Below are 23,884 nucleotides of genomic sequence, written 5' to 3' on the forward strand. Positions count from 1 at the left end.
GGTGCGTCAGTCTTCCCCCCTCATATATTCATGATGATTCAGGATTTCTGACGCTACCCTTTTCTGGTGGGTCAATTGCCATTAAAAACCAAACTTTTCAATCTGTTGTATGGCATAGTTTTCCGGTTCACTGGGGTCGAAAGTATCAAATTTTAAGGATTCATAGCGGAGGGTGATGGTAGGGGGTTGCTGACCTAACTGTTTAGCCATTTGGCGTGCGAGTCCAGTTAGAAAAATATTGGCGGCGATCGCTTCATGATTAAGGCTTCCCATGGGAGCATATCCCCAGCGTTCAAATTGTGAAGTAATCCAGTAGGAAAAACTTTTCCACGGGTAAGGGTCAAAATCAATGCGATCGGGAATATTCAGAGATTCACCTAAGCGGTTAACAAACTGTCCGGTCATTACCTGTCGCAGCACATCTTCCGACGCATCCAGATATTGTAACTGTGCTAGTCGCCGCGCTACGTCTGTGCGGTTCTGACTTTGGCTGGCATAATAGGAACCCTCAATGATTGCTTTATTTATAGCACGGAAGGTGTTAGGATAACGGTCGATCCATTCCTGAGAAGTAGTGAAAGAACAGCAGGGATGACCCGGCCACAGGTCTCTAGTTAAAAGATGAATAAAACCCAGACCTTGATTAATTGCTATTTGGTTAAAAGGTTCAGGAGCCACTATAGCATCAATTTCGCCACTTCTTAACCTGTTCAGCATATTGGGCGGCGGTGTAACCACTAATTCTACATCCCGATCTGGGTGAACTTTGCTATTAGCCAGATAATACCTGAGTAGGAGATTGTGCATTGAGTGATTGAAAGGAATAGCAATCCTAAATCCTTTAAAATCTTCGGCGGTTTTGACTTTTTCTCGATGTTTGATGGCTACCGTAATCGCACTACCATTGATGTTTTCAATACTAGCAAGTCTGATGGGAAATCGACGAGATTCTAACCCTAAACTAATGGCGATCGGCATGGGGGAGAGCATATGATAAGCGTCAAGTTCTCCGGCGATCGCACTCTCTCGGATTTGCTCCCAGCTATTCATTTTCACCAGTTCTACATCTAAACCATATTTTTCATAGAGGTTTAAAGATTCACAAATCAGAATAGGCGTAGCACAGGCGATCGGCAAAAAACCAATTCTTAGCTGAGTTTTTTCCAGCATAACACCCGACGAATTACCTTGAGAGTTGGCGTCTGGAGATGCCGCACAATTGCTGAGAACTCCCAAAGCTGATGTCCCTGCTAGTCCTAACAAAAACTGTCGCCGTCTGATGGAGTTTTTAGACAACATTCGGGGATGATTTAATCCCTTAGTTACCGCGTCGCTGAGATTGACCGATAAATCCTGACTGTCCGAATTTACATCATGAAATCGACCACATTTATAGCACATTTGCGGGATTCTGTCAAGGTATTTGCTGAATTTATTAGGAGTTTTCATGATAGATTTACTCTAAATTTTACCGTAAATTAATCAGAGATTCATTGAGTCGTTGAGTATTGGTTCTTAACAAGGCAATACTCTCCGCATTTTCACGAGCAACCTGATTAAGACTATTCATGGCTTCGCTGACCTGCTGTAGAGCCAGTAATTGCTGTTCTGCGGTTCTCGCAATAGTTTGATTATTGAGATACACCTGATGAAATGCTTGGGATACACCCGCAAAAGAACTAGACATATTGTGAGCAGATTTCACACTTTCACTAACGCTTAATTTGCCTGATTCGGTGACTTTTACCGTGGTGTTAATAGCATTTTGAATATCCAAAACCAGGGTATTAATTTCTGCGGCTGACTGTTTACTGCGATCGGCTAATTTACGGATTTCCACCGCCACCACCCCAAAACCCAACCCCTGTTGTCCCGCGCGCACCGCTTCCACAGAAGCATTTAAGGCTAGTAAATTGGTTTGATAAGCTAGGTTACTCACTGACTGAGCAATATTATTAATCTGTAGGGATTTCTCACTTAATTCTAGGCTACGATTAGCGATCGCTTCTACTGTTTGTCGCAGTGTTTCCATTCTATCCAAAGTTTGTTGAACCGCCGCACTACCTTTTTCCGACAAAAGCAAAGCGCGATGAGCTTCATCAGTAGCAATTTTCGCCTGTTCTGTAGAGTTCTGGACTGCCGCATTTAACTCATCAATAGTCGTCGTAGTTTCATTAACTGAACTCGCCTGAACTCCTAAGCTGCGTTCCTGTTCCTCCAATGCGCTAGTAATTTCCTTAGAAGAGTTAGAAATTTGCGCCGTTTCGCGGTCAATAGTAGCCGAAATTCCCAAGCCAATAGTTAGGATAACTACCGCACCAATGGCTGTACTGCCAAATATTAAAATTGTCAGCCATCTTAATAGGTTAATTTGCCGATTTTGTTGGTCATTAAGTTGCTGTCGCTTGGTCGCCTCAAAACCTCTCACCAATTGTTCTAACTGTTCTGTAATGGCTTGATTTTCGGCTTGTTGTAAGACCTCAGTCACTTTTTCTGGTCTTCCTAATTGGACGTAGGAAATCAAACGGCGATCGAACTCATTAACCTGATCACCAATATTAATTATCCGATTTAATGTTTGGCGCTGTTCCGTTTCTTGAATTCTACTACGCAAATTTTCCGATTGTTCATAAAAGAGGGTATCCCATTCTTCGTACTCCTCCAACTCTCTCAAGTCTCTACCTAAAATATAGCCCCTAGCCGCCCGCTGCATTGCTACAATGCTAAATGCTAGATTATTAACCTCTTCAATTTCCCCATAAATTTTGTCCACATTTTTGATTTGTTGTTGGACAGGCTGAACACCGATAAAATAGACCAAGCCAGCAACTATTAAAAATAGGACTAAGGGAATCAGATAACCCCTAAAAATTCTTTGGCGCAGGCTACCTTGTTGGAAAGAAAATAGACTCCAAAGGCTTTTCAGCATGACTTAATTACCCCATTAATAAATAGATGAAATGCTTGGGGAGGGCTTCAGATGCCTTACTGTTAAGTTGATTAGTTATAGCTATTAACTAGGTTTAGTTGGTTTCAGTAGTAGTGATGCGACTAAAGCCGCCGTCCCTCCTATTAGTCCTAAAATTAACCAAACACCGAGGCGACGACCTTTTTGGAAGGCGATCGCCGCCGCTACCCCTCCAATCAAACAGTGGCCACTCAGCAACAAATAAAGATTGGGGTCAATGGGAAAATCTGACATAGAACTTGCCAATTACAAAGCCACCAGGGATATTTCGATTAAACTGGTCGCTATTATATAACACCTGTTGATATTTGGTGGATATGTCTTAATAAATCTAGGGTGATATAACCGCTATTCAAGGCTGTAGAGGCGATCGCTTCACAGGAAAGATCCGGTTCCCCCAAATGATTGATCACCAAGGCAGCACCCTCAAAATCTTCGTTTTTTGTATAATTATTTACAGTAATAATCGTGGTTAACCCCACTCCTCGCGCCGCCAGTAACCCCTGTCGGGAGTCTTCGATCGCCAGACAATCCGATGCAGTCAAACCCAATTTTTCTAATGCATAATTATAGATATCTGGGGCGGGTTTTTTGTGGGGGACAATATCTCCAGCCGCAATTACTTCAAACCAATGGGGGTTTAAGGTTTCTTCCAAAAGTGCGATCGCATTAGGAAAGGCGCTGGTAGTAGCGATCGCCAATCTGACCCCCTCCCCCAGAGCCTCCGTGATTAATCGCTTCACCCCAGGACGCAGGGGAATATCTCCCTTGGCTAATAACTCCCGATAGTGGCGAGTTTTAGCTTGGTGAAGTTTCGCGATCCACTCATCCAAATTATTGGGGGGTTGACCATTAGGATGGTAGCGTTTGATATAATAATCTATACGCTCCTTACCCCCCGAAACCCTCAACAATTCCCCATATAATTCAATAGACCAATCCCAATCTAAACCCGCTTCAGCAAATGTTTGATTAAAGGCTAATCTGTGACCATCCCTTTCCGTTTCAGCGAGGGTCCCATCCACATCAAAAATGATTGCTTTTAGATGACTCATCAGTGCTAAATTTGCGGGTTGACAATTTTTTCAGGAATTTCTGGACAGCGATCGCTCACTTTCAGATCATAGCCCTGGTGTTTAAGTTCATCCACAAAATGAGTCGGATCAGCCTCCACTTCTCGACTGTTTTGGGTGTCCGCAGTCGGATTAGCCTGTTGTTGCTTTCGCAGATGTTTAAGTTTAGCTTTTCTGCCCATTTTTACTGAGTATCTATGTTAACTATGATTGGTCACTTTTCGATCCGGTAATTTTTTCGCGATCGCCTTCAAAAAACCTATCCAAATCAATCGCCTCATCCCCTTTATCTTCCCAAAGATTCAGCATTGATCCCAACTGTAGCCAAATCAATAAAGCCGTAGGAAAAACCACAATAGCCCCCCCCAAAGTAGCCAACCAGTAAATCGGAATAAACACCAGCAAACTGGAAGACACAGCCACAAACACACAAACCGACATAGCTACATAAGCCACCTTAGCGTTAGGAGTTTTATAGTTAATCCTATTTTTCCGGTCATCCTGTCGCCAAACTGCCACCTGATATTCTAGCATATCCTTAAAAATCAGACCCAAGATAATCGAGAATATCGTAGACGCAATCACCACAATATAAATAGGTTCAACCACCAAATTTTCCGAGTTCATAGTCTTATGCCAATTTCCCAAACAACAGCCAGACTGTAGTATAATATAAAACCCAACTTTTAGCAATTTAGCTTTTATTCAGGAGCGATCGCCGTTGAGGTTTCCGGTTGTGGTTGAGACACGAAAATATTACCCTGAGCATCAATTTCCAAAGGAGTATCAGGAAAATCACTTTTAGTTAAACGTCGCATTAACCCCACAGTCCGCAAAGAATTATCCAGAGACGGAATCCCTTGGCCATCAAGATGAACCGGAATAATTCTACCCTCGACAAAATTACCCATGACATCAAGTTGAGTTTCCAAAACTAGAGAATATCCCAATTCCGCGCGAGTTGATAAAGTGCGATATCCCAAAAAATTACCCAAAGAATAAGCAATTAACTTACCATTATATAATTCCAAAGCCCTCGGCACATGGGGGCCATGTCCTAACACCAAATCCGCCCCAGCATCAATCATTGTGCGTGCAAATAATACCTTATTACCGCGATTTTCCCCATAAAAATATTCGGTTCTATTCTGAATGCGTAAAGCCCTAGTACCTTCCGCCCCCGCGTGTACAGAAACCACCACAATATCAGCATTTTCCGCCGCTTCCTTAATCAAGGCTTGCGACGCTTCCAAATCATTCATATTATTATGATAATTAAAATAACTAAAGCCGATAAATGCCACATTTACACCCCTCACCTCATGATAGACAATCTGACCTTTTTTGCCGACCGCCTTCATTCCCGCTTTTTCAATATTAGCGATCGTATCTTTAAAGCCAGTTTCAAAAAAATCAAACGAGTGATTATTCGCCACACTCAAAATATCAAATCCTGCCTCCCTTAAAAGTGCCGCATATTCCGGCGGTGTCCGAAACGCAAACACCATACCACGACCCACATTTTTAGCGCTATTAGGATAGTTAGTTAGGGTACTTTCAAAATTACCAAAGACTATATCAGCATCTTGTAAAGCTGGTTTCACTCCTGCAAATAATACCTGCTTGTTGGGATGTAATTTATTGTAAGGATAATTGCTTCCCGGAATAATATCACCCACCGATTTAATCGTAATCCGCATATCAGGGTCAATGGGATTCCGTAGTGATGAAATAGTCAACTCAGATATATTTCGGATCTGTTCAATAGTTGCCTGAGTTAGCAATGGATCAACTTCCATCGGGGGATTTTCAGAATTAGATCCAAATGAGAAATTAGGTAATTGGGGGAGTTGTTCCAGCACCGCTTGAGAAGCTGTCGCCAAAGTCGGTGGGATAGTCGCCAAAGATGCCGAAACTCTATCCCATTTAGCACCGACAATTAACCCAGACAAAGGCAAAATCGCCAGAGTCATATAACCCACTAAAGACAAAGATTTGAGCCGTCCAACTTTAACTCTCTGGGTTTTAGTAGTTGCCGAACTTGCCGAATTAGGCGCAATTTCCGAAGTAGCCATCTGAGATACTACTGGGGAAGCCGTCGCCACTTTTTTGGTTTTCTTCTTGGTTTTAGGTGGCGCAGAAGTCTGAGTTTTTTTCTGATTCTTAGGTGAAGGCGATCGCTTAGTTTTTTGAGGAGGTTTAGGGTCAGAAACCGGAGCATTTTTAGGGCTAACCTGGTTAACCACCACAGGCGGCGACTTTAGTACCAGAGTCTCAATCCAAGCTGGGTGCTGATCATCGCCTAATTGTGCCGCGATCGTAACACACCAGATAGATGGAGGCTCAAGACGCATTAATCCCTTGTGAATGACACGGACAGATGCAGCTTGGTCGGGAATTGTGGGGGACTCTAGGCTAATATAGAGATGATTATATTCCAGAGTGAGATGTGCTTGCACCTGTTTAGGTTTCAAGGCTTGGTTGAGTAAAATAGCGATCGCTTTTGGATCTCCCTGATAGGCAGACCTAAGAATTTCTTGCTGACTCACTGACAGATCTCCTCTCCTGACACCACTTACTTGTCAAACTCCCAGGCTGAATGGGAACTTTTAGGATATCTTATATCTTAATTGACACTCCCTCGTTAAATCAAAGATTATAACCGGGGATTCTTAATTCACCGACTTTTAACTAGAGCCAACAAAGTTAATTGTTGAACCCCCGCCAGATCGTCTCCACAAGCATTTTGAATCACGGACCATCTATGCTGGAGACATGGGGTAGGGTTGAAGTTTATATAATTGTGGCGATCGTCACCCTAGCTTTCAACCATCTAATCTGGTTTGAGTATTTCACTGTCTTATGACTCGCGCTTTGGCCTTTTCCGTCCTGAGCAAACCTGATCGACCGTGATCACAATGGCAGTAAAAACATGAAAGCGGTTGGGATATCAACGGCGCACCGGGAAGGCGACGTGAGACGGGTTAAGCCTGCGGTTGCTGTTTTACCGGAGAATCCCCCCTTTTCTAAACAGGGGAGTATGTCAAGATATGATGGCAACAAATTGATAGGGGAGGGGGACGAAATTATGATTAATTTGACTCGGGTTTTGGCAATGGGGCTGATAGCAGGGTTAGTTTTACCGGGACTAACCGCCTCCGCATCGGAAATCCTATCTATTCGGTTACCAAGGTTGGTGGCTCAGGAGAACCCACAGGACCAGGCCAACCAATTATTTCAAGAAGCTATTTTCCTGACCAAACAGGGAACACCATCCGCATTGCGGGAGGCGATCGCTAAATTTAAAGAGGTGATGCCCTTATTAGACCAAATCGGGGATTCTTTTGCGATCGCTGCCACTATGACCGCTATAGGTTCCGCTTACTCGGAATTAGGAGAAAATCAACCCGCCCTGGATTATTTAAATCAAGCCCTGTCAATGTGGGATATAATCGATTCGCCAGAGGAACAAAGGCTACCCCCTGGGTTTGGTAAAGCTAACACTTTGCAAAGTATTGGTCAGGTTCACCTAAGCATGGAGGAAACTACCACAGCCTTAGATTATTACCAGCAAGCCCTATCTATCTTTGACGAAATAGGGGAACCTTATCGGAAAGTTAATATACTTAATGAGATCGGTGAGGTTTATGTAAACCTAGGGGAAATCTCTGGTGGTTTGGAGTATTACCAGCGGGCTTTATCGATTTCTCAATCCGTGGGATATCTATCAGGGGAAGCGCAAACCCTCAATAATATTGGTCTAGCCCACTTAGCTTTAGGGGACAGACAACAGGCCCTAGATTATTTAAATCAGGCCTTTTCCCTGTGGCAGTCTATGGGCGATCGCCAAAGAGAAGCCGAGACCCAGGAAAACATCGATAAATCAACAGGCATTGAATAACCGAGTAATAAGATATATTGGCCAGCTTTGGTTAACCACTAGGTTCAAGATACAATAGTTGCCATCAATCAAAATATACTTAGTGATCAGTTAGCGCCAGTCCAGAAGACTGTTTGGAGGAAAACACTTTGGCAGTTCAATATAGCTACGATAGTAGTGAAAATTTGTATCCTCGTCGGGTTCTAGTCACTGGGGGGGCGGGGTTCATTGGTTCAAATTTTGTCCACCACTGGTGCAATGCTTACCCAGAAGATCGTATCGTCGTTTTAGATGCCCTCACCTACGCCGGAAACCGCCAGAACCTAGCCACCTTAGAAGACCGGGAACAGTTTAAGTTTGTCGAAGGTAATATCTGCGATCGCACTTTAATTGACAAATTACTAGAAGAAGAGGCGATCGACACCATTGCCCACTTTGCCGCCGAGTCCCATGTCGATCGCTCAATTCTCGGTCCCGATGCCTTCATTCAAACCAACGTTGTCGGAACCCTAACCCTATTAGAAGCCTTTAGACACTATTGGAACCAGCACCAACAGCCTGATCATTACCGTTTTCTGCACGTCTCCACAGACGAAGTATATGGCAGTCTCGGCCCCGAAGATCCTCCCTTTACCGAAACCACCCCCTACACCCCCAACAGTCCCTATTCTGCCTCAAAAGCTGGTAGCGATCATCTAGTGCGCGCCTACTATCACACCTACAACCTACCCACCATCATCACCAATTGTTCCAATAATTACGGCCCCTATCACTATCCAGAAAAACTCATCCCCCTGATGTGTATTAATATCCTGTTGGGTAAACCCCTCCCCATATATGGAGATGGGCAAAATGTGCGAGACTGGCTATATGTACTAGACCACTGTCGCGCCCTCGATGTAGTCATTCACCGAGGTAAACCCGGAGAAACCTATAATATTGGAGGGAATAACGAGGTAACCAATTTAGACCTGGTGAAGATGCTGTGTCGGTTCATGGACGAACTAGCCTCCCACCACCTACCCGTCAAACCCTCCATGGATCTGATCACCTTTGTTAAAGATAGACCCGGCCACGATCGCCGTTATGCGATCAATTCCAGCAAGCTAAAAACCCAGTTAGGATGGGCTCCCCTAGTCACCGTAGAAGAAGGGTTACGGCAGACCGTTGGCTGGTATCTTACCCATCGCCATTGGTGGGAACCATTACTATCCGAAGAGTACCAAGCCTACTATCGACAGGTTTACGCCTAGTCCCACCATTGTTAACCCCCATCTATCTTAAACAAAAAACAGTTGATCAGTTTTCTGGAGTGGGCAGACTCCGGTAAAATAAAACCCGTTGACATTTAACTGTCTGTTTAACCTAAAGAAGAGGAGAACGATTTTGAAAAAGCTGCTGTCAGTTATTTTACTCTGTGTGGCTCTGTTGACCTTTGCACTGCCACGTCCCGCTTTGGCTGCAGATGCTGCCGCTGGCGCTTCTGTTTTTTCTGCTAACTGTGCAGCCTGCCACATGGGCGGACGCAATGTGATTGTTGCCAACAAAACCCTCAGCAAGTCTGATTTGGCTAAATATCTGAAAGGATTTGATGAGGATGCAGTGGCCTCCGTGGCTTACCAAGTCACTAATGGTAAAAACGCCATGCCTGCATTTAATGGCCGACTCTCTCCCAAGCAGATCGAAGACGTTGCTGCTTATGTTGTAGACCAAGCTGAAAAAGGCTGGTAAGTCCCTAGGTTAATCAGAAACCAACAGTTTAGACTACCTTTCCCCTAGGGGTGAGGCTTTCGGGCAAAGGGTCAGGTGTTCAACTCTTGACTTGTAGCCGGAAAGTTTCGCCCCTCTGTTTTCTATTCCCTAGCGATTTATCATAAAGTGTGTCAAGGTATGTGCAGAGCTTGAATCTTAACAATTGTTCGGTAACTGAATTTTAGTGCAATGTTTGTTCAATCCAAGTTAACCGCACGACAACAACAAATTCTCTGGGCAACTGTTCGCCACTATATCGCGACAGCAGAACCTGTTGGCTCAAAATCCTTAGCCCAAGAGTATAATCTTAATGTCAGTCCCGCTACTATCCGCAATGGTATGGGAGCCTTGGAAAAAGCCGGACTACTCTATCAACCTTATACTTCCGCCGGACGAGTACCTTCTGATTCTGGCTATAGGATTTATGTCGATCGCCTGATGACTCCCTCTGATACTCTGGCTAAGGAAGTCGCTAGACTCCTACGGGAACAGCTAAATTTTGATAGTTGTAGTTTGGAGGCTGTGCTACGAGGTGCAGCCCAAATTCTTTCTACCCTCAGTGGCTATATTTCCCTGATTACTATGCCACAAACCAAGACCGAAAGGCTCCAACATTTGCAACTGGTTCCTATGGGCTCAGGAAAAATTATGGTAGTTGTGGTGACTCATACCTATCAAACCCAGTCCATTTTGATGGAAATTGCCCCGGGAGTTGAGGATATCGGCGACGATACCGAAATATTAGAACAGGAATTACAGATTCTCTCTAATTTTCTCAATCACCAACTTAGGGGACTAGCTTTGGCTGAATTGTCAACTTTAGACTGGACTGAGATAGATCAAGACTTTCAGCAATATAGTAATTTTATCGAACAGTTGCTCAAGAGCTTAGGCGATCGCCACCAAACTCCAGAATATACTAGGATTCAGGTTAGCGGTGTTTCCGAAGTCCTACGACTGCCCGAATTTTCACAACTTCAGCAAGTCCAAACTATTCTACATCTGCTCGAAGATGAACAGGAACAACTCTGGCCCCTCATTTTTGCTACCCCAGAATCTTCCCAACAGGTAAACATCCGCATTGGTTCGGAAAATCCCCTCGAACCCATCCGCAGTTGCACCCTCATCTCGGCTCAATATCGCCAAAATTCCCAGCCTATTGGTAGTGTGGGTATATTGGGACCTACTCGCATGGTCTACGAAAATGCGATCGCTCTTGTGGAAGCGACCGCTAATTACCTGTCCGAAGCCCTTAGTTAAAACTCCTGTGCCGCTACATCCACCACTGATGCTTGAACATCAGTTGCTTCCCCAACTTCTGAGGTACTTTCATCAGCCTTGCGTTTCTTTATTTTTTCCAGAACCAAGGCAGAAACTTCTGTTACCAGCATCGTGGCAATAATACCATCATCTATCCATCCAATCACCGGAATAAAATCAGGCGCAATATCAATCGGCGATATCAGATAAATCAGAGTCCCACCAATTAGCAGCCAGCGATATTTCGCATGGCGCAAGGTTTGCCGATACCAGAGATAAAAGGACTGCACAATATTTTTCATGTCTGGGCCACACCATATCGAATCTGTTGATGATTCTAGCTTGACAAATTATCCCGCCCCATGAAAGTGTAGATTTGCCACCCCTAATGTAGGGGAGTTACCACCATTGAATTTCGGGAATTTTGGTGAATTCCGGTGAGCCGTTAGATTTGGGGGATGAGCCGGGGACTCTGGCCACAGGCTATAGGTGTGGATTGTTTATTTTTATTACTTATGATGGCAAAAAGTTATTTTTTGTTAAATCTTCTTTACTAAAGGCACGGATAGATTTTACAATAATAACACCTGTGGTGAGATTTTTAAGTCCCGGCATCCCCCCAAATGGGGCTGTAATTAGGGAACATCAAACGCTAGAATTAAGATTAGGGACTAAGTTGCCCGGGCAATTTTAGCATGAGGCAGCGGGTTAGTTCCATTTGATAAACAAGGTATTTAACTATGGTGGTTAACTCTTCTAGTTCAAATAGGAGGAACACAAGTAGACGAACCCGTAGCAATACAAGAAAGGATACAGATAATCAGCCTCAAAATCAAGTGACTCCAGCCGATGAAGCTGAAACAGAAGCGGCTGATAATGTACCTGAATCAGATACTCTCAAGGAGAAATTAGACGTGGCTAGTAAATCAAGTTCGACAGAAGGTAATTCAGCACCCACTCAAATTCAAGTATCGCCAGAACCGTCGGCGATCGTTAATCATCGTCCGGTGGGACACAACCAATTTGAAATAGCGGGAATGTTAACCGCCAAACGCCCTATTGGGAAGGCTGTTCATGCAGCTTCAGTAACTTTTATTCAATCGGAAAATCCTACTGGTTCTATGGCTAACCGTCCGGTTTCAGCCACTGAACTACAAATTTCTTCGATGGTGATGAACCGTCCCATTGCTTCTAATGACATTGATGATCCTGATCTATTGATGGGATATTTAGACTAAATCAATTGTTGGTTGCAAGTTTCAACTCTCAACTGATTGATGACTCCGAACCCACCTAACAGTAGTCGGGTGGGTATCTTGTGGTAATTATTGACTAGCCCTCAAATAATCGAGGCTACGATATGCGATCGCCTAAAATCCCCCCATAAATTGATTGTTAAATCCGTTGTCTAACCCCCACGAATAGTAGCACAGACTATCTGTAATAATCTAAATACCCCCATATAAATGAGGAGAGCAAACCGTGAAAATATTAGTAACTGGTGCGGCGGGATTTATTGGATTTCATCTGTGTCAACATCTATTGAAAAGGGGGGATACAGTCATTGGTATTGATAATCTCAATGATTATTATGCAGTATCTTTAAAAGAAGACCGCATCGCTCAACTTACCCCCTTAGAAAAATTTACGTTTTATAAACTAGATTTATACGATAAAGTCGGCATCAAAAAACTGTTTTCCGAACACCAATTTGAGGCAGTAGCCCACCTCGCCGCCCAAGCCGGAGTCCGTTACTCTCTGCAAAATCCCTACGCTTATATTGATAGTAATTTAGTGGGGTTTATCAATGTTTTAGAAGGCTGTCGTCATCATCAAATCCCACACTTGGTTTTTGCGTCTTCTAGTTCGGTTTATGGTTCCAATAAAACTGTACCTTTTTCGGTAGGTGATTATGTAGATTATCCAGTTAGTCTGTATGCTGCGACTAAGAAAGCTAATGAATTGATGGCTCATAGCTACAGTCACCTGTATAATATTCCCACGACGGGATTACGATTTTTTACGGTTTATGGTCCTTGGTATCGTCCTGATATGGCGATGTTTATTTTTACGAAAGCCATCTTAGCCGACCAAGCGATTCCGGTATTTAACTATGGTAATATGCAGCGAGATTTTACCTATGTTGATGATGTGGTGGAAGGGGTAATTAGGGTAATTGATAAGATTCCACAACCGGGAAGCAATCAAGCGGAAATTCAGGGAGTTAAAACTACGGCACCCTATCAAATTTATAATATCGGTAATAATAAGCCGGTGAATTTACTGTATTTGATTGAAGTCCTGGAAAATGTCTTAGGCAAAAAAGCCCAGAAAAATCTGCTTCCCATGCAGCCGGGAGATGTGCCGATTACCTATGCTAATGTAGATTCATTGATAGCAGATGTAGGATTTAAACCAAGTACACCCATAGAGGTGGGAGTAGAAAAATTTGTGGCTTGGTATAAATCCTATTATGGTGTTTAACCGGATGGGAGACAGGACTCGCCGTCACAGATATGGGGACGATATTATGATCGCATCTACCAACCACCTCGCCCCCCAAGGCTCAATTATCGATGATTAAGGCAAGCGCCCTAGCAGGTCAGGAAAAATCTGCCGGAGTATTTTCGGGTACAATCTGGCGATCGCGTAAAGTTTGAACACGGGTAAACTGGGAGAGGAAATATTGAGTTACCAGAGTAGGTTGTTCCGCCTGCATCAAAGATCGAACCACAGCCACCCTAGTCGCCCCAGCCATCAAAACATCATCAAAATTGTTCATATTAATGCCGCCGATCGCAAACCAGGGAACCGAAGCATGACGAGTCGCATGGCGTACATATTCCAAACCCGCCGCCTGCTTATCAGGCTTAGTGGGAGTAGCATAAACCGGACCGACCCCAATATAATCGGCCCCCTCAGCGATCGCCAATTTCATCTCTTCGGGATTAGTAGTTGATTTACCGACAATTTTTTGAGGACCCAAAAGCTGTTTAGCCACAGCAATAGGTAAATCCTGCTGTCCCAAATGTACCCCATCAGCATTAACAGCGATCGCAATATCCACCCGGTCATTAACCAAAAACAGGGCATTATAACGGTGGCAAAGCTGACAAAGCTGGCGGGCATTTTTCCAACGCTGATGATCATCAGTATCCTTATCGCGATACTGAACCACCTTTAATCCCCCTTGTAAAGCCGCCTCTACCACTGACATCAACCTTTCCGAGGGAGAAGTCACCAAATACAAATTCGCCCTTTGTAGCTTCTGATGTCGTCCGTAGGCGAGTAAATTACTTTCCAGGGTATAGACCCGGTAGCGCATCTGCTTAACCGCCGCCCCCATATTGGGATGGTAAACCTTACCATATTCCTCCAGGACTCGCAAAGCCTCCTCTACCCGGCAAAAATTGACCTGTATCACCTGTTCGAGACTTTCTCGGTTTTCCTCCGAGGGATGACTCAACTGAGTACCCACATCCGTGGTAGTATCCCGGGACATCCGCAACTCATTACTGTGCCACTGTGCCAGTTGCTGTCGCAAATTCTTGCACTCCGCAGCCATTTCCGAATTATCCAAGCCAAACCTAAACCATTCCTCAATAGTTCGGATACCCTCCCGCGCCCGGTCTAAGTTGGCATCTAAAATCCGATAAAGTGCTGGTTGTCCCAGTTTAGTCTTATGATTCAAATCGCCCATCGAAATCTCCTCACCAACTCCATCAAGCCAAATAATCAAGCCCAATCATGATCAACCACGGCGCAGGTTAATATATCAGATTTTCTTTAGCCGTGGGCGGAACCACCATTACGAAAATTAATCATATAAAAAAACCAGGTGTTGCCATAATAGGGGATACTGGACCAAAATAGATTAATTTTCCCAATTAATATTACAGTTTGTCGGAGTTTTGCCGTGAGTTCTAAATCCCCCCGCAACTGTCAATATCCTAAAAAGCAAACCTCACCCGAGGCTTTTTCATTGACAGACACCCAGCCCAACAGTTCCCTGAACTCACCCTCGTCAGCCTATGATGGGAACTTAACTAGCAGCGATCTGAAGCTGCTATCCCGCCCTCTCTTTCCCCTAGGTTCACCTAGGCCTAAAACAGCTTGGTTATCTCTAAAGCTGATTTTAATGATTATAGTCTCCAGTGTGGGATTAGTGGGAATCGCATCAGCCGCATTCGCTACCCCCTGTAGAGACGGGTGCAGAGAGCAACTATCGGAGACACCAGCCAACTATATACACCCGCCCCTACTACTGGCTCAAACACCTTCCGCCGCTCCCAATTCAGTCAATGTAATTTATGTGAGTTCATCTACGGGAAACGACTCTGGGGAAGGTACACAGGCTTCACCGCTGAGAAGCATAACCCAAGCCTTGAGAGTCGCCCCCCCGAATACGGCTATTTTATTAGCACCAGGAACCTATAGCGTCGAGACGGGAGAGGCGTTCCCCTTAATACTTAAACCTAATATTACAATTCAGGGTAATACCGAGAATAAGGGTCAGGATGTGGTTATTTATGGCGGGGGAGTGTTTAGCAGTCGGGTTTTTGCTAACCAGAATGTAGCTATTGTGGGAGCGAATGCAGCCCGGTTAAGTGGGGTAACTGTGACTAATCCTCACCCGCGCGGTTATGGTTTATGGATTGAATCTAGCTCGATGGTTGTATCTAATAATACCTTTACGGGCAATATTCATGATGGTATTTCTGTGGTGGGAACCAGTGCGCCTTTAGTTCAACAAAACAGTTTTGCTAATAATGGAGCGAATGGCATTACTGTCTATGGTTCATCTAAGCCGGAAATCCGCGATAATGATTTTGAAAACACTGGTTTTGGTATTAATATCGCCCAACAGTCAGAGCCGTTTGTCGTGGGTAATCGAATTGCCTATAATCGTGATGGCATAGTGATTCAATCGAGCGCTCGTCCGGTACTACGCAATAACTATATCGAACAAAATGAGCGTGATGGTATTGTGGTTATTGCTCAATCTTTGCCGGATTTGGGAACGCCAACGGAACCGGGAGAGAATGTGATCCGCAATAATGGCCGCTATGATGTGAACAATGGTACTAAGGGTTTAACGATTCTTGCCTACGGTAATGAGTTGGCTATGACTAAAAATGCTGGCTCTGTAGAGTTGGCGGGTAGTTACCAGAGTGGGGCTGGGCCTTCTGCGATCGCTAATCGCATTATGGGAAGTTCTACTGAGGAGGGTGGTCAAAATCATTCTTCGTCAATTTCCCCCATTAATCAAGCGGCTTCGTTACCTATTTATCTACCTGAGTCTAATGTGACTCCACTTTCAAACACCGCACCGCCTCCCATTCCTGTGGATGACTCGGAGGCGATTGTAATTCCGGTACCGCCGCCAGAACGTCCTCAGCAGGTGATATCTGCCCCTGTAGCAGCGGGTTCCCCACCTCCACCAGTGAGGCTCCAGACGGCGGCGGAAAACCCGTCTACCGGCTCGCTGTTGCTGTCTCTGGTGAGACGGGCTGTGACCAGTGCCTCTAATCCTGAAGAAAACTCCCAAACAGTTTATATCCCGGTACCACCACCCCAAAGACAATCTACGATTACATCCCCACCGCCACCAGCTTCGTCTGATATTCTCCGGGTTCCTGGTGGTAATATTCCTATTGGTACTGGGGGAGGACAACTACCAAGCCAAGTAACGGCAGGTCTTGCGCCTGCAACTACGGCGGGTATATTGGGGTTGCGATATAGAGTGGTGGTGAATGATACTAGCAGTCAAATTCTGCAAAGAGTGCGATCGCTGGTTCCCCAAGCCTTTACGACGGTGATTAATGGGCGATCGCTTATCCAAGCTGGAGCCTTCCGCAGCCAACACGAGGCGAATAGGTTATTACAACAATTGCGCCAACGGGGTGTTACTGCGACTATCGAACCGTTTAATTAACACGGATCGCCGGAATTCCCCACCGTCTTTTACTGTGGGGATGGATCGGTGATCACACGGGAGTTTGGTGGCTCTGTCTCTTTAGGGTGGAGGTGCGCCCAACTAATTCAATGGTTCCCACCTCAAGAAGTAGGCGGGGGCTATTGAAAATTTCACTTTTCACTGGTGGCAATATTCTTTAACGGCGGAATCAACTGTAGGGATAAACCCTCGCGGGCGATTAAACTATTAGGAAAGGCATCAGCCACGTTTTCACCTATTTTATCCATGAAATCATCGTTGTGTAGTGGGTCATGGTGAAAAATCACCAATTTTTGAACTCCCGCAGCCTGAGCGACCTTCACCGCTTCCTGCCAGGTAGAATGTCCCCAACCTACCTTACTAGACTTAGGCGAGTAATACTCCTCATCGGTATAGGTGGCATCATAAATCAGTACATTAGCATTGCGGGCTAACTTGAGTACATTTTCATCAAGACGATCTGGAAAATGCTCGGTATCGGTGACATAGGCGGTGGTGTAGCCTTTCCAACTGACGCGATATCCCACGGCTTCCCCCGGATGATTGAGTAAAGCCGTTTCAATGACTAGATCATCTTCGAGGTAAATTGACTCGCCTATAGTGAGATCAATAAAGTTAAGTTTAGCTCCCATTACCTGTAAAGGAACTGGGAAGTTAGGGTGAAGCATCTGGTCGTTGAGGCGCTGCTCAATTGTGGAACCATTAGGTGCGATCGCTCCATAAATGTTAAACGTATTGATGGGAACAAAGGCTGGAGCAAAAAAGGGGAAGCCTTGGATATGGTCCCAGTGAGAATGGGTAAAGAACATATGAGCGGTTACTGGCATTTCTGCTAATAATGCTTGTCCCAGGACCCGTAAGCCTGTCCCACCGTCAAAAATCAATCGTTGCGACCCCACCCGCATCTCAACACAGGGGGTGTTCCCACCATATCGAACTGTTGTCGTTCCCGGACAGGAAATACTTCCTCGAACGCCCCAAAAGTGAACCGTAAATTGGTGTTTTGTGCTGGACATGGGTTTTTTTGGAAGATTCAGCTAGGCGGTTTATGGCTTCTTTTGACTCAGCCTTGGTTGTGTAATCCGATTTTTGTGGCTAAGTTATCAAACCAAGCCAAGTACGCCAGGTCAGGAATTGCTAATGGTTTCCCACCCAACTGCCATCATCTTAGCAAAATTTGTAGCACCTTTTGCGATAGTTGCTCAGATTCCCCATAGTGCGATCGCCCCATATACCCAAAACCAGTTAAAATTCAACCTTGAGGTGATCCACAATTAACTGTGCATCAAAAGTGTAGAAGGTAATTTTAGATATATTCTTCGCCGTTACGGTTAATTCGGCGTTCGGTAATACAGACCCAATCGAATCACTAGGTTTATTAACCTTGATCTCATCTGTGGCCAGTAATCGGCCATTTTCATCAAAGGCTGACATCACCGTATGTCGAGAACTTGTCACCCTAGCCCAAACTTGGCGCACCGCGTGGGAAAATGTCACTTCTAGTGCGCCGCCCTTGGGTGCGCCCATGAGAACTGTTACCCCAGGTTCAATGCCAAATCGCGGATTAGAGGGTTGAAGGGCGATCGCATTATGAAATTTAATACCCCAATGCTGGAATTGCTCCTCTACTTTCTCAAATCCCTGTAATTTTTCCAATGCTAACCGAATGCGAGTCGAGGGCGACAACTGTGGCAATTTTTCATAGTCAGCAGACCCGGAAGATTTAGCCCTGTCCCTAGAACCCGGTGAGTCTGTACCCACGGGATGAACTACCAGTTCCGATGTTTTTTCTTTTCGCTTGCTAGAGTCTAATTTTCCGATGTGATTCTGCATTCGAGTCACTTCCTGAGCCACCATTGGGCTAAAATCCTCTACCATAGAAATGCTCATAACTAAATTCCTCGACAGCATTGAAATTGAGGGTTTTGTTACTGCTATAGCCGACAACCGGGGACTGTTCTATCTGTGTTGGTTAGATGCTAAATAAATACCCTTAGCCATGCTTTCAGGAACGACAAGCCCCAATCAGGAGATTTTGGAAAAAACATCATGGAATTAGGCCCATTGATTACCCGGTCACTGGACAGTTAAAGACAGTACACTGAGGGCTAAGAGCCGTGAGGGGTGTTACCCATCACTGAATTATAACAGTCAAAAGTCACTCTGGGATGAGGTAAAGTGCCAATTTACCCATTATCGCGATTTTATCCACTGTTATATAACCGGAATTTTCAGCAACCGGAATAGTCCAATTAAGGCAATTTAATGGGCATGATATATTCGCAAAAAACCAAAATTAAAGGAGTTTTAAAAATGTTTTATTCCCTTGGATTTACGCCAGATTCGATAGTTACGTCTCTAGGTAGAATGGTGTATTATACGGCTACCACAAGCCCCTGGATAAGCTCGGAAGACAAGGAAGCCGAAAAAAAGCCGTCTTTATTGTTTTTGCATGGTTTTGGGGGCGGTTCTTCTGCTTATGAATGGTCTAAAGTCTATCCAGCCTTTGCAGCCGATTATAAAATTCTGGCGCCAGATCTGATAGGTTGGGGACGTTCGGAACACCCGGCGCGTGATTATACCCCAGAGGATTATATAACTACGATCGCCGAATTCATAGAAGCCACCTGCGAGGAACCGATTATGGCGATCGCCTCCTCAGTAACCGCCGCCCTAACCGTGCGAGTAGCGATCGAAAAACCGGAATTATTCAAAGGGCTAATTCTCACAACCCCCTCCGGCTTATCGGACTTTGGGCAAAATTATATTAACAGTTTATTTGCTCAAATTGTCAAAACCCCAATTTTAGACCAAATTCTGTACGCCACCGCCGTAGCCAACCCCATCGGAATTCGCAGTTTTTTAGAGCAGCGTCAATTTGCGCGTCCCTCTCGAATTTATAACGAAATCGTCGAAGCCTATCTCGAATCCGCCCTAGAGCCTAACGCCGAATATGCAGCTTTATCATTTGTGCGAGGGGATTTATGCTTTGATTTATCGTTATATATACCCCAATTAACCACTCCCACCGCCATGATTTGGGGTGAAAAAAGCCAATTTACCAGTCCAGAGATGGGAGAAAGATTAGCCAATCTGAATCCCGTGGCCGTGCGAATTTTCCAAAAACTCGAGGACGTAGGACTAACGCCGCAGTTAGAATTACCCGGCGTAACCATTGGCGTAATTAGGAGTTTGCTCAAAGCCCTAGAAGTCGCATAAGCTAAAAAATTAGGTAACAGTTGCCAGAACTTGCTATGTCCAATTCCGACTACATCAACAATTTAAAGTGGCAGCCAGAAGCCACAGCCAAACTCAAGAATATTCCCTACTTCGTCCGAGGTCAAGCCAGACAGAGGATTGAGCAACTAGCCAGGGAAGCCGACCAGGAAGAGGTGACAGTGGAATTGGTAGAACAAGCACGCCTTGAGTTTGGTCAGTAGTAAAACCGCTGGTAGTATTTGCTCAAAATGACCCCACTAGCCTTTAAACTAGGGGTTGGCTTTTGATTGTTTTTTGAGGTTTATTGGTCCAAAAGTGAGAAAAATCATTATTGCCGGAAACTGGAAAATGTATAAAACCCAAGCAGAAGCCCAGGAGTTTCTGAAAGGGTTTGTGATGGAATTGGAGGACACCCCAGAAGATCGGGAAGTGGTTTTGTGTGTCCCCTTCACTGATTTGGGTGTGATGTCCAAAAGTTTGCATGGTTCACGGGTACGCCTAGGGGCGCAAAATGTTCACTGGGAAGATTCCGGGGCTTATACTGGAGAAATCTCACCCCCGATGCTAGTGGAAATTGGTGTGCGGTTTGTGGTCATAGGTCACAGTGAACGTCGCCAATATTTTGGCGAAACCAACGAAACAGTTAACCTGCGCCTGAAAGCGGCTCAAAACCACGGTCTAACTCCGATTTTGTGCGTGGGAGAAACTAAGGAACAGCGGGATGCGGGAGAGACGGAATCTCATATTTTTTCCCAATTAGAACAGGGTCTGGTAGATGTAGATCAGAATAACCTGGTAATCGCATACGAACCGATTTGGGCGATTGGAACCGGGGACACCTGCGAATCTGAGGAGGCTAATCGGGTAATTGGTCTCATCCGTAGCAAATTGAGTAATCCTAACGTGACGATTCAATATGGCGGTTCTGTGAAGCCGGATAATATTGATGAAATTATGGCACAGTCGGAAATTGACGGTGCTTTGGTCGGGGGGGCTAGTTTGCAGCCGGATAGTTTTAGCCGCATTGTCAATTATCGTTGATAGGTTGGCGATGATTAAACCAATCACGATTCGGGGTCATTCCTTTGATTGGGGAAGCCGTACTTATTTGATGGGGATTTTGAATGTAACGCCGGATAGCTTTAGTGATGGCGGGGCGTTCGATTCCCTAGATGCTGCCCTGGTCCGGGCGGGTGATATGGTTCGGGCGGGGGCGGATATTATTGATGTGGGAGGGGTGTCTACCCGTCCTGGGGCTGAGGTGGTGTCTCTGGAAACGGAACTTGAACGGGTGCTTCCAGTGGTGGCGGGTTTGCGACAACTGGGGGATATGGTGATATCTGTGGATACGACCCGGGCGGCGGTTGCTGAGGCAGCAGTGGGCTGTGGGGCAGATATTATTAATGATATCTCTGGGGGGATATATGACCCGGATATGCTATCAGTGGTGGCTGATTTGGGGGTTCCAGTGGTGTTAATGCACCTACGGGGTACTCCCCAAACTATGCAAACTTTGACGGATTATGGGGATTTGATGGGGGAAATTAAAGGGTTTTTGGCGGAACGTCTGGCCGCGGGAATGGCGGCGGGAATTCCAGCAGAGTACATGATTGTTGACCCTGGGATTGGTTTTGCCAAAACATTAGAGCAAAATTTGCAGATTCTGCGAGAATTGCCCCTATTGAAGGATCTCGATTGTCCGCTATTGGTGGGACCCTCCCGTAAGAGTTTTATTGGTAAGATTCTTGACAAGCCTCATCCTCAAGGGCGTGTCTGGGGGACGGCGGCGGCTTGTGTGGCTGCGATCGCTAATTCTGCTGATATTCTCAGAATACATGATGTGCCACAACTGGTAGATGTGGCGCGGGTGGCAGATGCGATTTATCGTCCAGCCTAAAATGGGAAGGCGCGATCGCGCCATTTGATGGTTTCGGGTTTCCTGGGCGCGCCCCGTACTCGATGACCGAGGCAAACTTATCGAATTTTACGATCATGACCAGTGTGGCATCAATTTGGCAGTCTATTACTTTGCGGAATCTGAGGCTCTACCAGTGGCGGGGAGGAAGTCTACTCTATCGCATTAGTGGGAGTTTGCGATCGTGGCGACAGGGAAGCTGGTTCATGGAATGGGGAGAATTAATTGGAGCCCTGTTGGTGGCTGCGGTGTTTGGGTTAGCGCCTTTTGTCAATACCGCTTTGATTGGAGTTTTGCTGATCGCCTGTGGTGGCTTTTGGGTTCTGCTGACCCTTAGTGATGAACCCTCACAAGTGGCATTTACCCCTATTCACCTGTTGGTATTGTTGTATTGGGGAATTGCCACGATCGCTACATCCCTATCTCCCGTCAAACAGGCCGCCTTTAATGGTTGGGTGCGCTTGACTCTTTACTTAGTCCTATTTTTCCTGATGGCGCGGGTTTTCCGATCGCCTCGTTTGCGATCGCTTTTTATCGGCTTCTATCTGCATATTACCCTGATTGTCGGGGTTTATGGGATGCGGCAATGGTTTTTTGGTACTAAGGCTTTAGCTACTTGGGTGGACCCTACATCAGCCCAAGCTAATATCACCAGAATTTACAGTTACTTGGGTAATCCTAATTTACTCGCTGGCTATCTCATCCCAGCCGTCGGATTGAGTCTCGGGGCGATTTTGGTTTGGCGCGGCGTGATGCCGAAATTGTTGGCAATTACTATGGCTGTCGTCAATTCTGTGTGTTTGGTCCTAACCTTTAGCCGTGGGGGATGGCTGGGGTTTGTGGCGTTATTGTTTACTTTTGCCGTTTTGCTGCTGTACTGGATTAGCCAATATTTCCCACCTTTTTGGCAAAAATGGGCTGTTCCTATTGGTGTCGGTGGCTTGGCGGCGTTGCTGGTGTTAGCCATAGTCATTGTGCCACCAGTGCGCGATCGCGTCGCCACTATCTTTGCGGGACGTGGTGATAGTAGTAATAATTTCCGCATTAATGTTTGGGCGGCGGTCATAGAGATGATCCGCGATCGCCCTATATTGGGAATTGGACCTGGTAATAATGCTTTTAATCAGGTTTATCCGTTATATATGCGCCCCCGATACTCTGCTTTGAGTGCCTATTCTGTCATCTTAGAGGTTATCGTAGAAACTGGGTTTGTAGGGTTAACCGCCTTCTTGTGGTTGCTGACGGTGACTTTTAACCAAGGATGGCTACAACTTAAAAGGCTACGAGAGTGGGAAGATCCTAATGGTTTCTGGTTAATAGCTGCGATCGCCACTTTAGCCGGAATGTTAGCCCATGGTCTGTTTGATACAGTGTTGTATCGTCCCCAAGTTAATACTCTTTGGTGGTTAATGGTGGCACTGATTGCTAGTTACTATCTACCTAATAGCCAGGGTGTTAATTCAGATAGCAGCAGCAACTGATGATTTAGCCTGCGCTTGTGGGGGTTGACTTATATTCAGCCATTGTATATAGTTTTGTGAATGGGTAATACCCTGAGACAGGGCTACCCATTCATCTTCTGTCAGTGATGTTTCAAGGCGATCGGTCAATTCCAACCAAGCCCAGAGTACACAGTTATCTAAATCAGAAAACGATTTTTGATGCAGGTAATATCTACCCTGACGGCAAAGTTCAATCCGATATTCCTGAAAAACTCGATAAATTCTCAGTTGGTATTCCCACAAATGGAATGTTTCCATCAGTTCTAACATCGGTTAGTGATCCTGATACATTTACGCGACATTTATCCGGCTATTGCCGGACAATGCGACGATAGCACTATTACCCGTTAAGGTAACAG

24 protein-coding genes are annotated in these 23,884 nt (G+C 45.3%); 12 read left to right on the forward strand and 12 right to left on the reverse strand.

Annotated features, from left to right (window positions below; translation table 11 throughout):
- Window positions 1–81: 81 nt before the first annotated feature.
- The 7 genes from ACTIE0_RS01160 to ACTIE0_RS01190 all read right to left on the reverse strand — a co-directional run bounded on the left by ACTIE0_RS01160 (window position 82) and on the right by ACTIE0_RS01190 (window position 6,590).
- Window positions 82–1,449: an ABC transporter substrate-binding protein gene (locus ACTIE0_RS01160; protein ID WP_006624973.1), complete on the reverse strand. Its 1,368-nt coding sequence runs from the start codon at window positions 1,447–1,449 to the stop codon at window positions 82–84.
- 19 nt (window positions 1,450–1,468) lie between these two features.
- On the reverse strand, window positions 1,469–2,929 hold the full coding sequence (locus ACTIE0_RS01165) for a methyl-accepting chemotaxis protein (protein WP_006624972.1): 1,461 nt from the start codon (window positions 2,927–2,929) through the stop codon (window positions 1,469–1,471).
- Window positions 2,930–3,013: 84 nt separating this feature from the next.
- Entirely contained in the window at window positions 3,014–3,202 is a 189-nt protein-coding gene (locus tag ACTIE0_RS01170; protein WP_006619610.1) for a hypothetical protein, read from the reverse strand.
- Between the two features lie 53 nt (window positions 3,203–3,255).
- Window positions 3,256–4,023, reverse strand: coding sequence for an HAD family hydrolase (locus ACTIE0_RS01175; RefSeq protein ID WP_006624971.1), 768 nt, complete (start codon window positions 4,021–4,023; stop codon window positions 3,256–3,258).
- Window positions 4,024–4,028: 5 nt separating this feature from the next.
- Complete coding sequence (locus ACTIE0_RS01180) at window positions 4,029–4,223, reverse strand: hypothetical protein (RefSeq protein WP_006668272.1); 195 nt, start codon at window positions 4,221–4,223, stop codon at window positions 4,029–4,031.
- 22 nt (window positions 4,224–4,245) lie between these two features.
- On the reverse strand, window positions 4,246–4,668 hold the full coding sequence (locus ACTIE0_RS01185) for a hypothetical protein (RefSeq protein ID WP_006668271.1): 423 nt from the start codon (window positions 4,666–4,668) through the stop codon (window positions 4,246–4,248).
- 74 nt (window positions 4,669–4,742) lie between these two features.
- On the reverse strand, window positions 4,743–6,590 hold the full coding sequence (locus ACTIE0_RS01190) for a CapA family protein (RefSeq protein WP_006668270.1): 1,848 nt from the start codon (window positions 6,588–6,590) through the stop codon (window positions 4,743–4,745).
- 383 nt (window positions 6,591–6,973) lie between these two features.
- Here ACTIE0_RS01190 and ACTIE0_RS01195 point away from each other — a divergent pair, with 383 nt between their 5' ends.
- From ACTIE0_RS01195 to hrcA, 4 genes are all read left to right on the forward strand, one after another.
- Window positions 6,974–7,942 carry a tetratricopeptide repeat protein gene (locus ACTIE0_RS01195; RefSeq protein ID WP_006668269.1) on the forward strand — a complete coding sequence of 323 codons (969 nt, stop codon included), beginning with the start codon at window positions 6,974–6,976 and terminating at the stop codon, window positions 7,940–7,942.
- Between the two features lie 128 nt (window positions 7,943–8,070).
- A complete protein-coding gene (rfbB, locus tag ACTIE0_RS01200) occupies window positions 8,071–9,174 on the forward strand; it encodes a dTDP-glucose 4,6-dehydratase (protein ID WP_006624965.1) in 1,104 nt (367 codons plus the stop codon).
- A gap of 133 nt (window positions 9,175–9,307) precedes the next feature.
- Window positions 9,308–9,652, forward strand: coding sequence for a cytochrome c6 PetJ (gene petJ / locus ACTIE0_RS01205; RefSeq protein ID WP_006624964.1), 345 nt, complete (start codon window positions 9,308–9,310; stop codon window positions 9,650–9,652).
- A gap of 210 nt (window positions 9,653–9,862) precedes the next feature.
- Window positions 9,863–10,933: a heat-inducible transcriptional repressor HrcA gene (gene hrcA, locus ACTIE0_RS01210; protein ID WP_006624963.1), complete on the forward strand. Its 1,071-nt coding sequence runs from the start codon at window positions 9,863–9,865 to the stop codon at window positions 10,931–10,933.
- On the opposite strand, the gene ACTIE0_RS01215 is transcribed toward hrcA, so the two are convergent.
- Complete coding sequence (locus tag ACTIE0_RS01215) at window positions 10,930–11,235, reverse strand: YkvA family protein (protein WP_006624962.1); 306 nt, start codon at window positions 11,233–11,235, stop codon at window positions 10,930–10,932. The two genes, hrcA and ACTIE0_RS01215, sit on opposite strands and share 4 nt — an antisense overlap.
- A 534-nt stretch (window positions 11,236–11,769) precedes the next feature.
- Between ACTIE0_RS01215 and ACTIE0_RS01220 the strand changes: the two genes are divergently transcribed.
- Both ACTIE0_RS01220 and ACTIE0_RS01225 read left to right on the forward strand, forming a co-directional pair.
- Window positions 11,770–12,171, forward strand: a complete 402-nt coding sequence (locus tag ACTIE0_RS01220) for a hypothetical protein (protein WP_231296360.1) — start codon at window positions 11,770–11,772, stop codon at window positions 12,169–12,171.
- A 244-nt stretch (window positions 12,172–12,415) separates the two neighbouring features.
- Window positions 12,416–13,417, forward strand: a complete 1,002-nt coding sequence (locus ACTIE0_RS01225; RefSeq protein WP_006668268.1) for an NAD-dependent epimerase — start codon at window positions 12,416–12,418, stop codon at window positions 13,415–13,417.
- A 118-nt stretch (window positions 13,418–13,535) separates the two neighbouring features.
- Here ACTIE0_RS01225 and ACTIE0_RS01230 read toward each other — a convergent pair whose 3' ends face one another.
- On the reverse strand, window positions 13,536–14,633 hold the full coding sequence (locus ACTIE0_RS01230) for a thiamine phosphate synthase (protein WP_006624957.1): 1,098 nt from the start codon (window positions 14,631–14,633) through the stop codon (window positions 13,536–13,538).
- Between the two features lie 216 nt (window positions 14,634–14,849).
- On the opposite strand from ACTIE0_RS01230, the gene ACTIE0_RS01235 reads away from it, so the two are divergent.
- Entirely contained in the window at window positions 14,850–16,868 is a 2,019-nt protein-coding gene (locus tag ACTIE0_RS01235) for a DUF1565 domain-containing protein (RefSeq protein ID WP_006668267.1), read from the forward strand.
- Between the two features lie 152 nt (window positions 16,869–17,020).
- Here the strand turns inward: ACTIE0_RS01235 and ACTIE0_RS01240 are convergent, their stop codons facing one another.
- Together ACTIE0_RS01240 and ACTIE0_RS01245 are read right to left on the reverse strand one after the other, a co-directional pair.
- Complete coding sequence (locus ACTIE0_RS01240) at window positions 17,021–17,905, reverse strand: MBL fold metallo-hydrolase (RefSeq protein WP_006624953.1); 885 nt, start codon at window positions 17,903–17,905, stop codon at window positions 17,021–17,023.
- A 229-nt stretch (window positions 17,906–18,134) separates the two neighbouring features.
- Entirely contained in the window at window positions 18,135–18,779 is a 645-nt protein-coding gene (locus tag ACTIE0_RS01245) for a hypothetical protein (RefSeq protein WP_006668265.1), read from the reverse strand.
- Between the two features lie 423 nt (window positions 18,780–19,202).
- On the opposite strand from ACTIE0_RS01245, the gene ACTIE0_RS01250 reads away from it, so the two are divergent.
- The 5 genes from ACTIE0_RS01250 (at window position 19,203) to ACTIE0_RS01270 (ending at window position 23,504) form a co-directional block, all read left to right on the forward strand.
- The gene (locus ACTIE0_RS01250; protein ID WP_006668264.1) at window positions 19,203–20,108 is read left to right on the forward strand and encodes an alpha/beta fold hydrolase; all 906 of its coding nucleotides are present in this window, start codon (window positions 19,203–19,205) and stop codon (window positions 20,106–20,108) included.
- A 35-nt stretch (window positions 20,109–20,143) separates the two neighbouring features.
- Entirely contained in the window at window positions 20,144–20,329 is a 186-nt protein-coding gene (locus ACTIE0_RS01255; protein WP_006668263.1) for a PCP reductase family protein, read from the forward strand.
- A 94-nt stretch (window positions 20,330–20,423) separates the two neighbouring features.
- Window positions 20,424–21,149: a triose-phosphate isomerase gene (gene tpiA / locus ACTIE0_RS01260; RefSeq protein WP_008048775.1), complete on the forward strand. Its 726-nt coding sequence runs from the start codon at window positions 20,424–20,426 to the stop codon at window positions 21,147–21,149.
- A 10-nt stretch (window positions 21,150–21,159) separates the two neighbouring features.
- Entirely contained in the window at window positions 21,160–22,005 is an 846-nt protein-coding gene (folP, locus tag ACTIE0_RS01265) for a dihydropteroate synthase (protein WP_006668262.1), read from the forward strand.
- Window positions 22,006–22,100: 95 nt separating this feature from the next.
- Complete coding sequence (locus tag ACTIE0_RS01270) at window positions 22,101–23,504, forward strand: IctB family putative bicarbonate transporter (RefSeq protein WP_035759431.1); 1,404 nt, start codon at window positions 22,101–22,103, stop codon at window positions 23,502–23,504.
- Here the strand turns inward: ACTIE0_RS01270 and ACTIE0_RS01275 are convergent.
- Complete coding sequence (locus ACTIE0_RS01275) at window positions 23,484–23,795, reverse strand: hypothetical protein (protein WP_006624944.1); 312 nt, start codon at window positions 23,793–23,795, stop codon at window positions 23,484–23,486. The genes ACTIE0_RS01270 and ACTIE0_RS01275 overlap by 21 nt on opposite strands.
- Between the last annotated feature and the right edge of the window lie 89 nt (window positions 23,796–23,884).

Origin of the sequence: Limnospira sp. (assembly GCF_051859755.1) — a bacterium.
Taxonomy (GTDB): domain Bacteria; phylum Cyanobacteriota; class Cyanobacteriia; order Cyanobacteriales; family Microcoleaceae; genus Limnospira; species Limnospira fusiformis.

Bases quoted from the DNA above. Each gene is read 5' to 3' on its own strand.
- ACTIE0_RS01275 (WP_006624944.1), bottom strand. From the start codon at position 23,795: ATGTTAGAACTGATGGAAACATTCCATTTGTGGGAATACCAACTGAGA.
- ACTIE0_RS01175 (WP_006624971.1), bottom strand. From the start codon at position 4,023: ATGAGTCATCTAAAAGCAATCATTTTTGATGTGGATGGGACCCTCGCT.
- ACTIE0_RS01245 (WP_006668265.1), bottom strand. From the start codon at position 18,779: ATGAGCATTTCTATGGTAGAGGATTTTAGCCCAATGGTGGCTCAGGAA.
- ACTIE0_RS01230 (WP_006624957.1), bottom strand. From the start codon at position 14,633: ATGGGCGATTTGAATCATAAGACTAAACTGGGACAACCAGCACTTTAT.
- ACTIE0_RS01195 (WP_006668269.1), top strand. From the start codon at position 6,974: ATGAAAGCGGTTGGGATATCAACGGCGCACCGGGAAGGCGACGTGAGA.
- ACTIE0_RS01270 (WP_035759431.1), top strand. From the start codon at position 22,101: ATGACCAGTGTGGCATCAATTTGGCAGTCTATTACTTTGCGGAATCTG.
- ACTIE0_RS01185 (WP_006668271.1), bottom strand. From the start codon at position 4,668: ATGAACTCGGAAAATTTGGTGGTTGAACCTATTTATATTGTGGTGATT.
- ACTIE0_RS01165 (WP_006624972.1), bottom strand. From the start codon at position 2,929: ATGCTGAAAAGCCTTTGGAGTCTATTTTCTTTCCAACAAGGTAGCCTG.
- ACTIE0_RS01160 (WP_006624973.1), bottom strand. From the start codon at position 1,449: ATGAAAACTCCTAATAAATTCAGCAAATACCTTGACAGAATCCCGCAA.
- hrcA (WP_006624963.1), top strand. From the start codon at position 9,863: ATGTTTGTTCAATCCAAGTTAACCGCACGACAACAACAAATTCTCTGG.
- ACTIE0_RS01240 (WP_006624953.1), bottom strand. From the start codon at position 17,905: ATGTCCAGCACAAAACACCAATTTACGGTTCACTTTTGGGGCGTTCGA.
- ACTIE0_RS01255 (WP_006668263.1), top strand. From the start codon at position 20,144: ATGTCCAATTCCGACTACATCAACAATTTAAAGTGGCAGCCAGAAGCC.
- ACTIE0_RS01215 (WP_006624962.1), bottom strand. From the start codon at position 11,235: ATGAAAAATATTGTGCAGTCCTTTTATCTCTGGTATCGGCAAACCTTG.
- ACTIE0_RS01250 (WP_006668264.1), top strand. From the start codon at position 19,203: ATGTTTTATTCCCTTGGATTTACGCCAGATTCGATAGTTACGTCTCTA.
- folP (WP_006668262.1), top strand. From the start codon at position 21,160: ATGATTAAACCAATCACGATTCGGGGTCATTCCTTTGATTGGGGAAGC.
- ACTIE0_RS01180 (WP_006668272.1), bottom strand. From the start codon at position 4,223: ATGGGCAGAAAAGCTAAACTTAAACATCTGCGAAAGCAACAACAGGCT.
- ACTIE0_RS01170 (WP_006619610.1), bottom strand. From the start codon at position 3,202: ATGTCAGATTTTCCCATTGACCCCAATCTTTATTTGTTGCTGAGTGGC.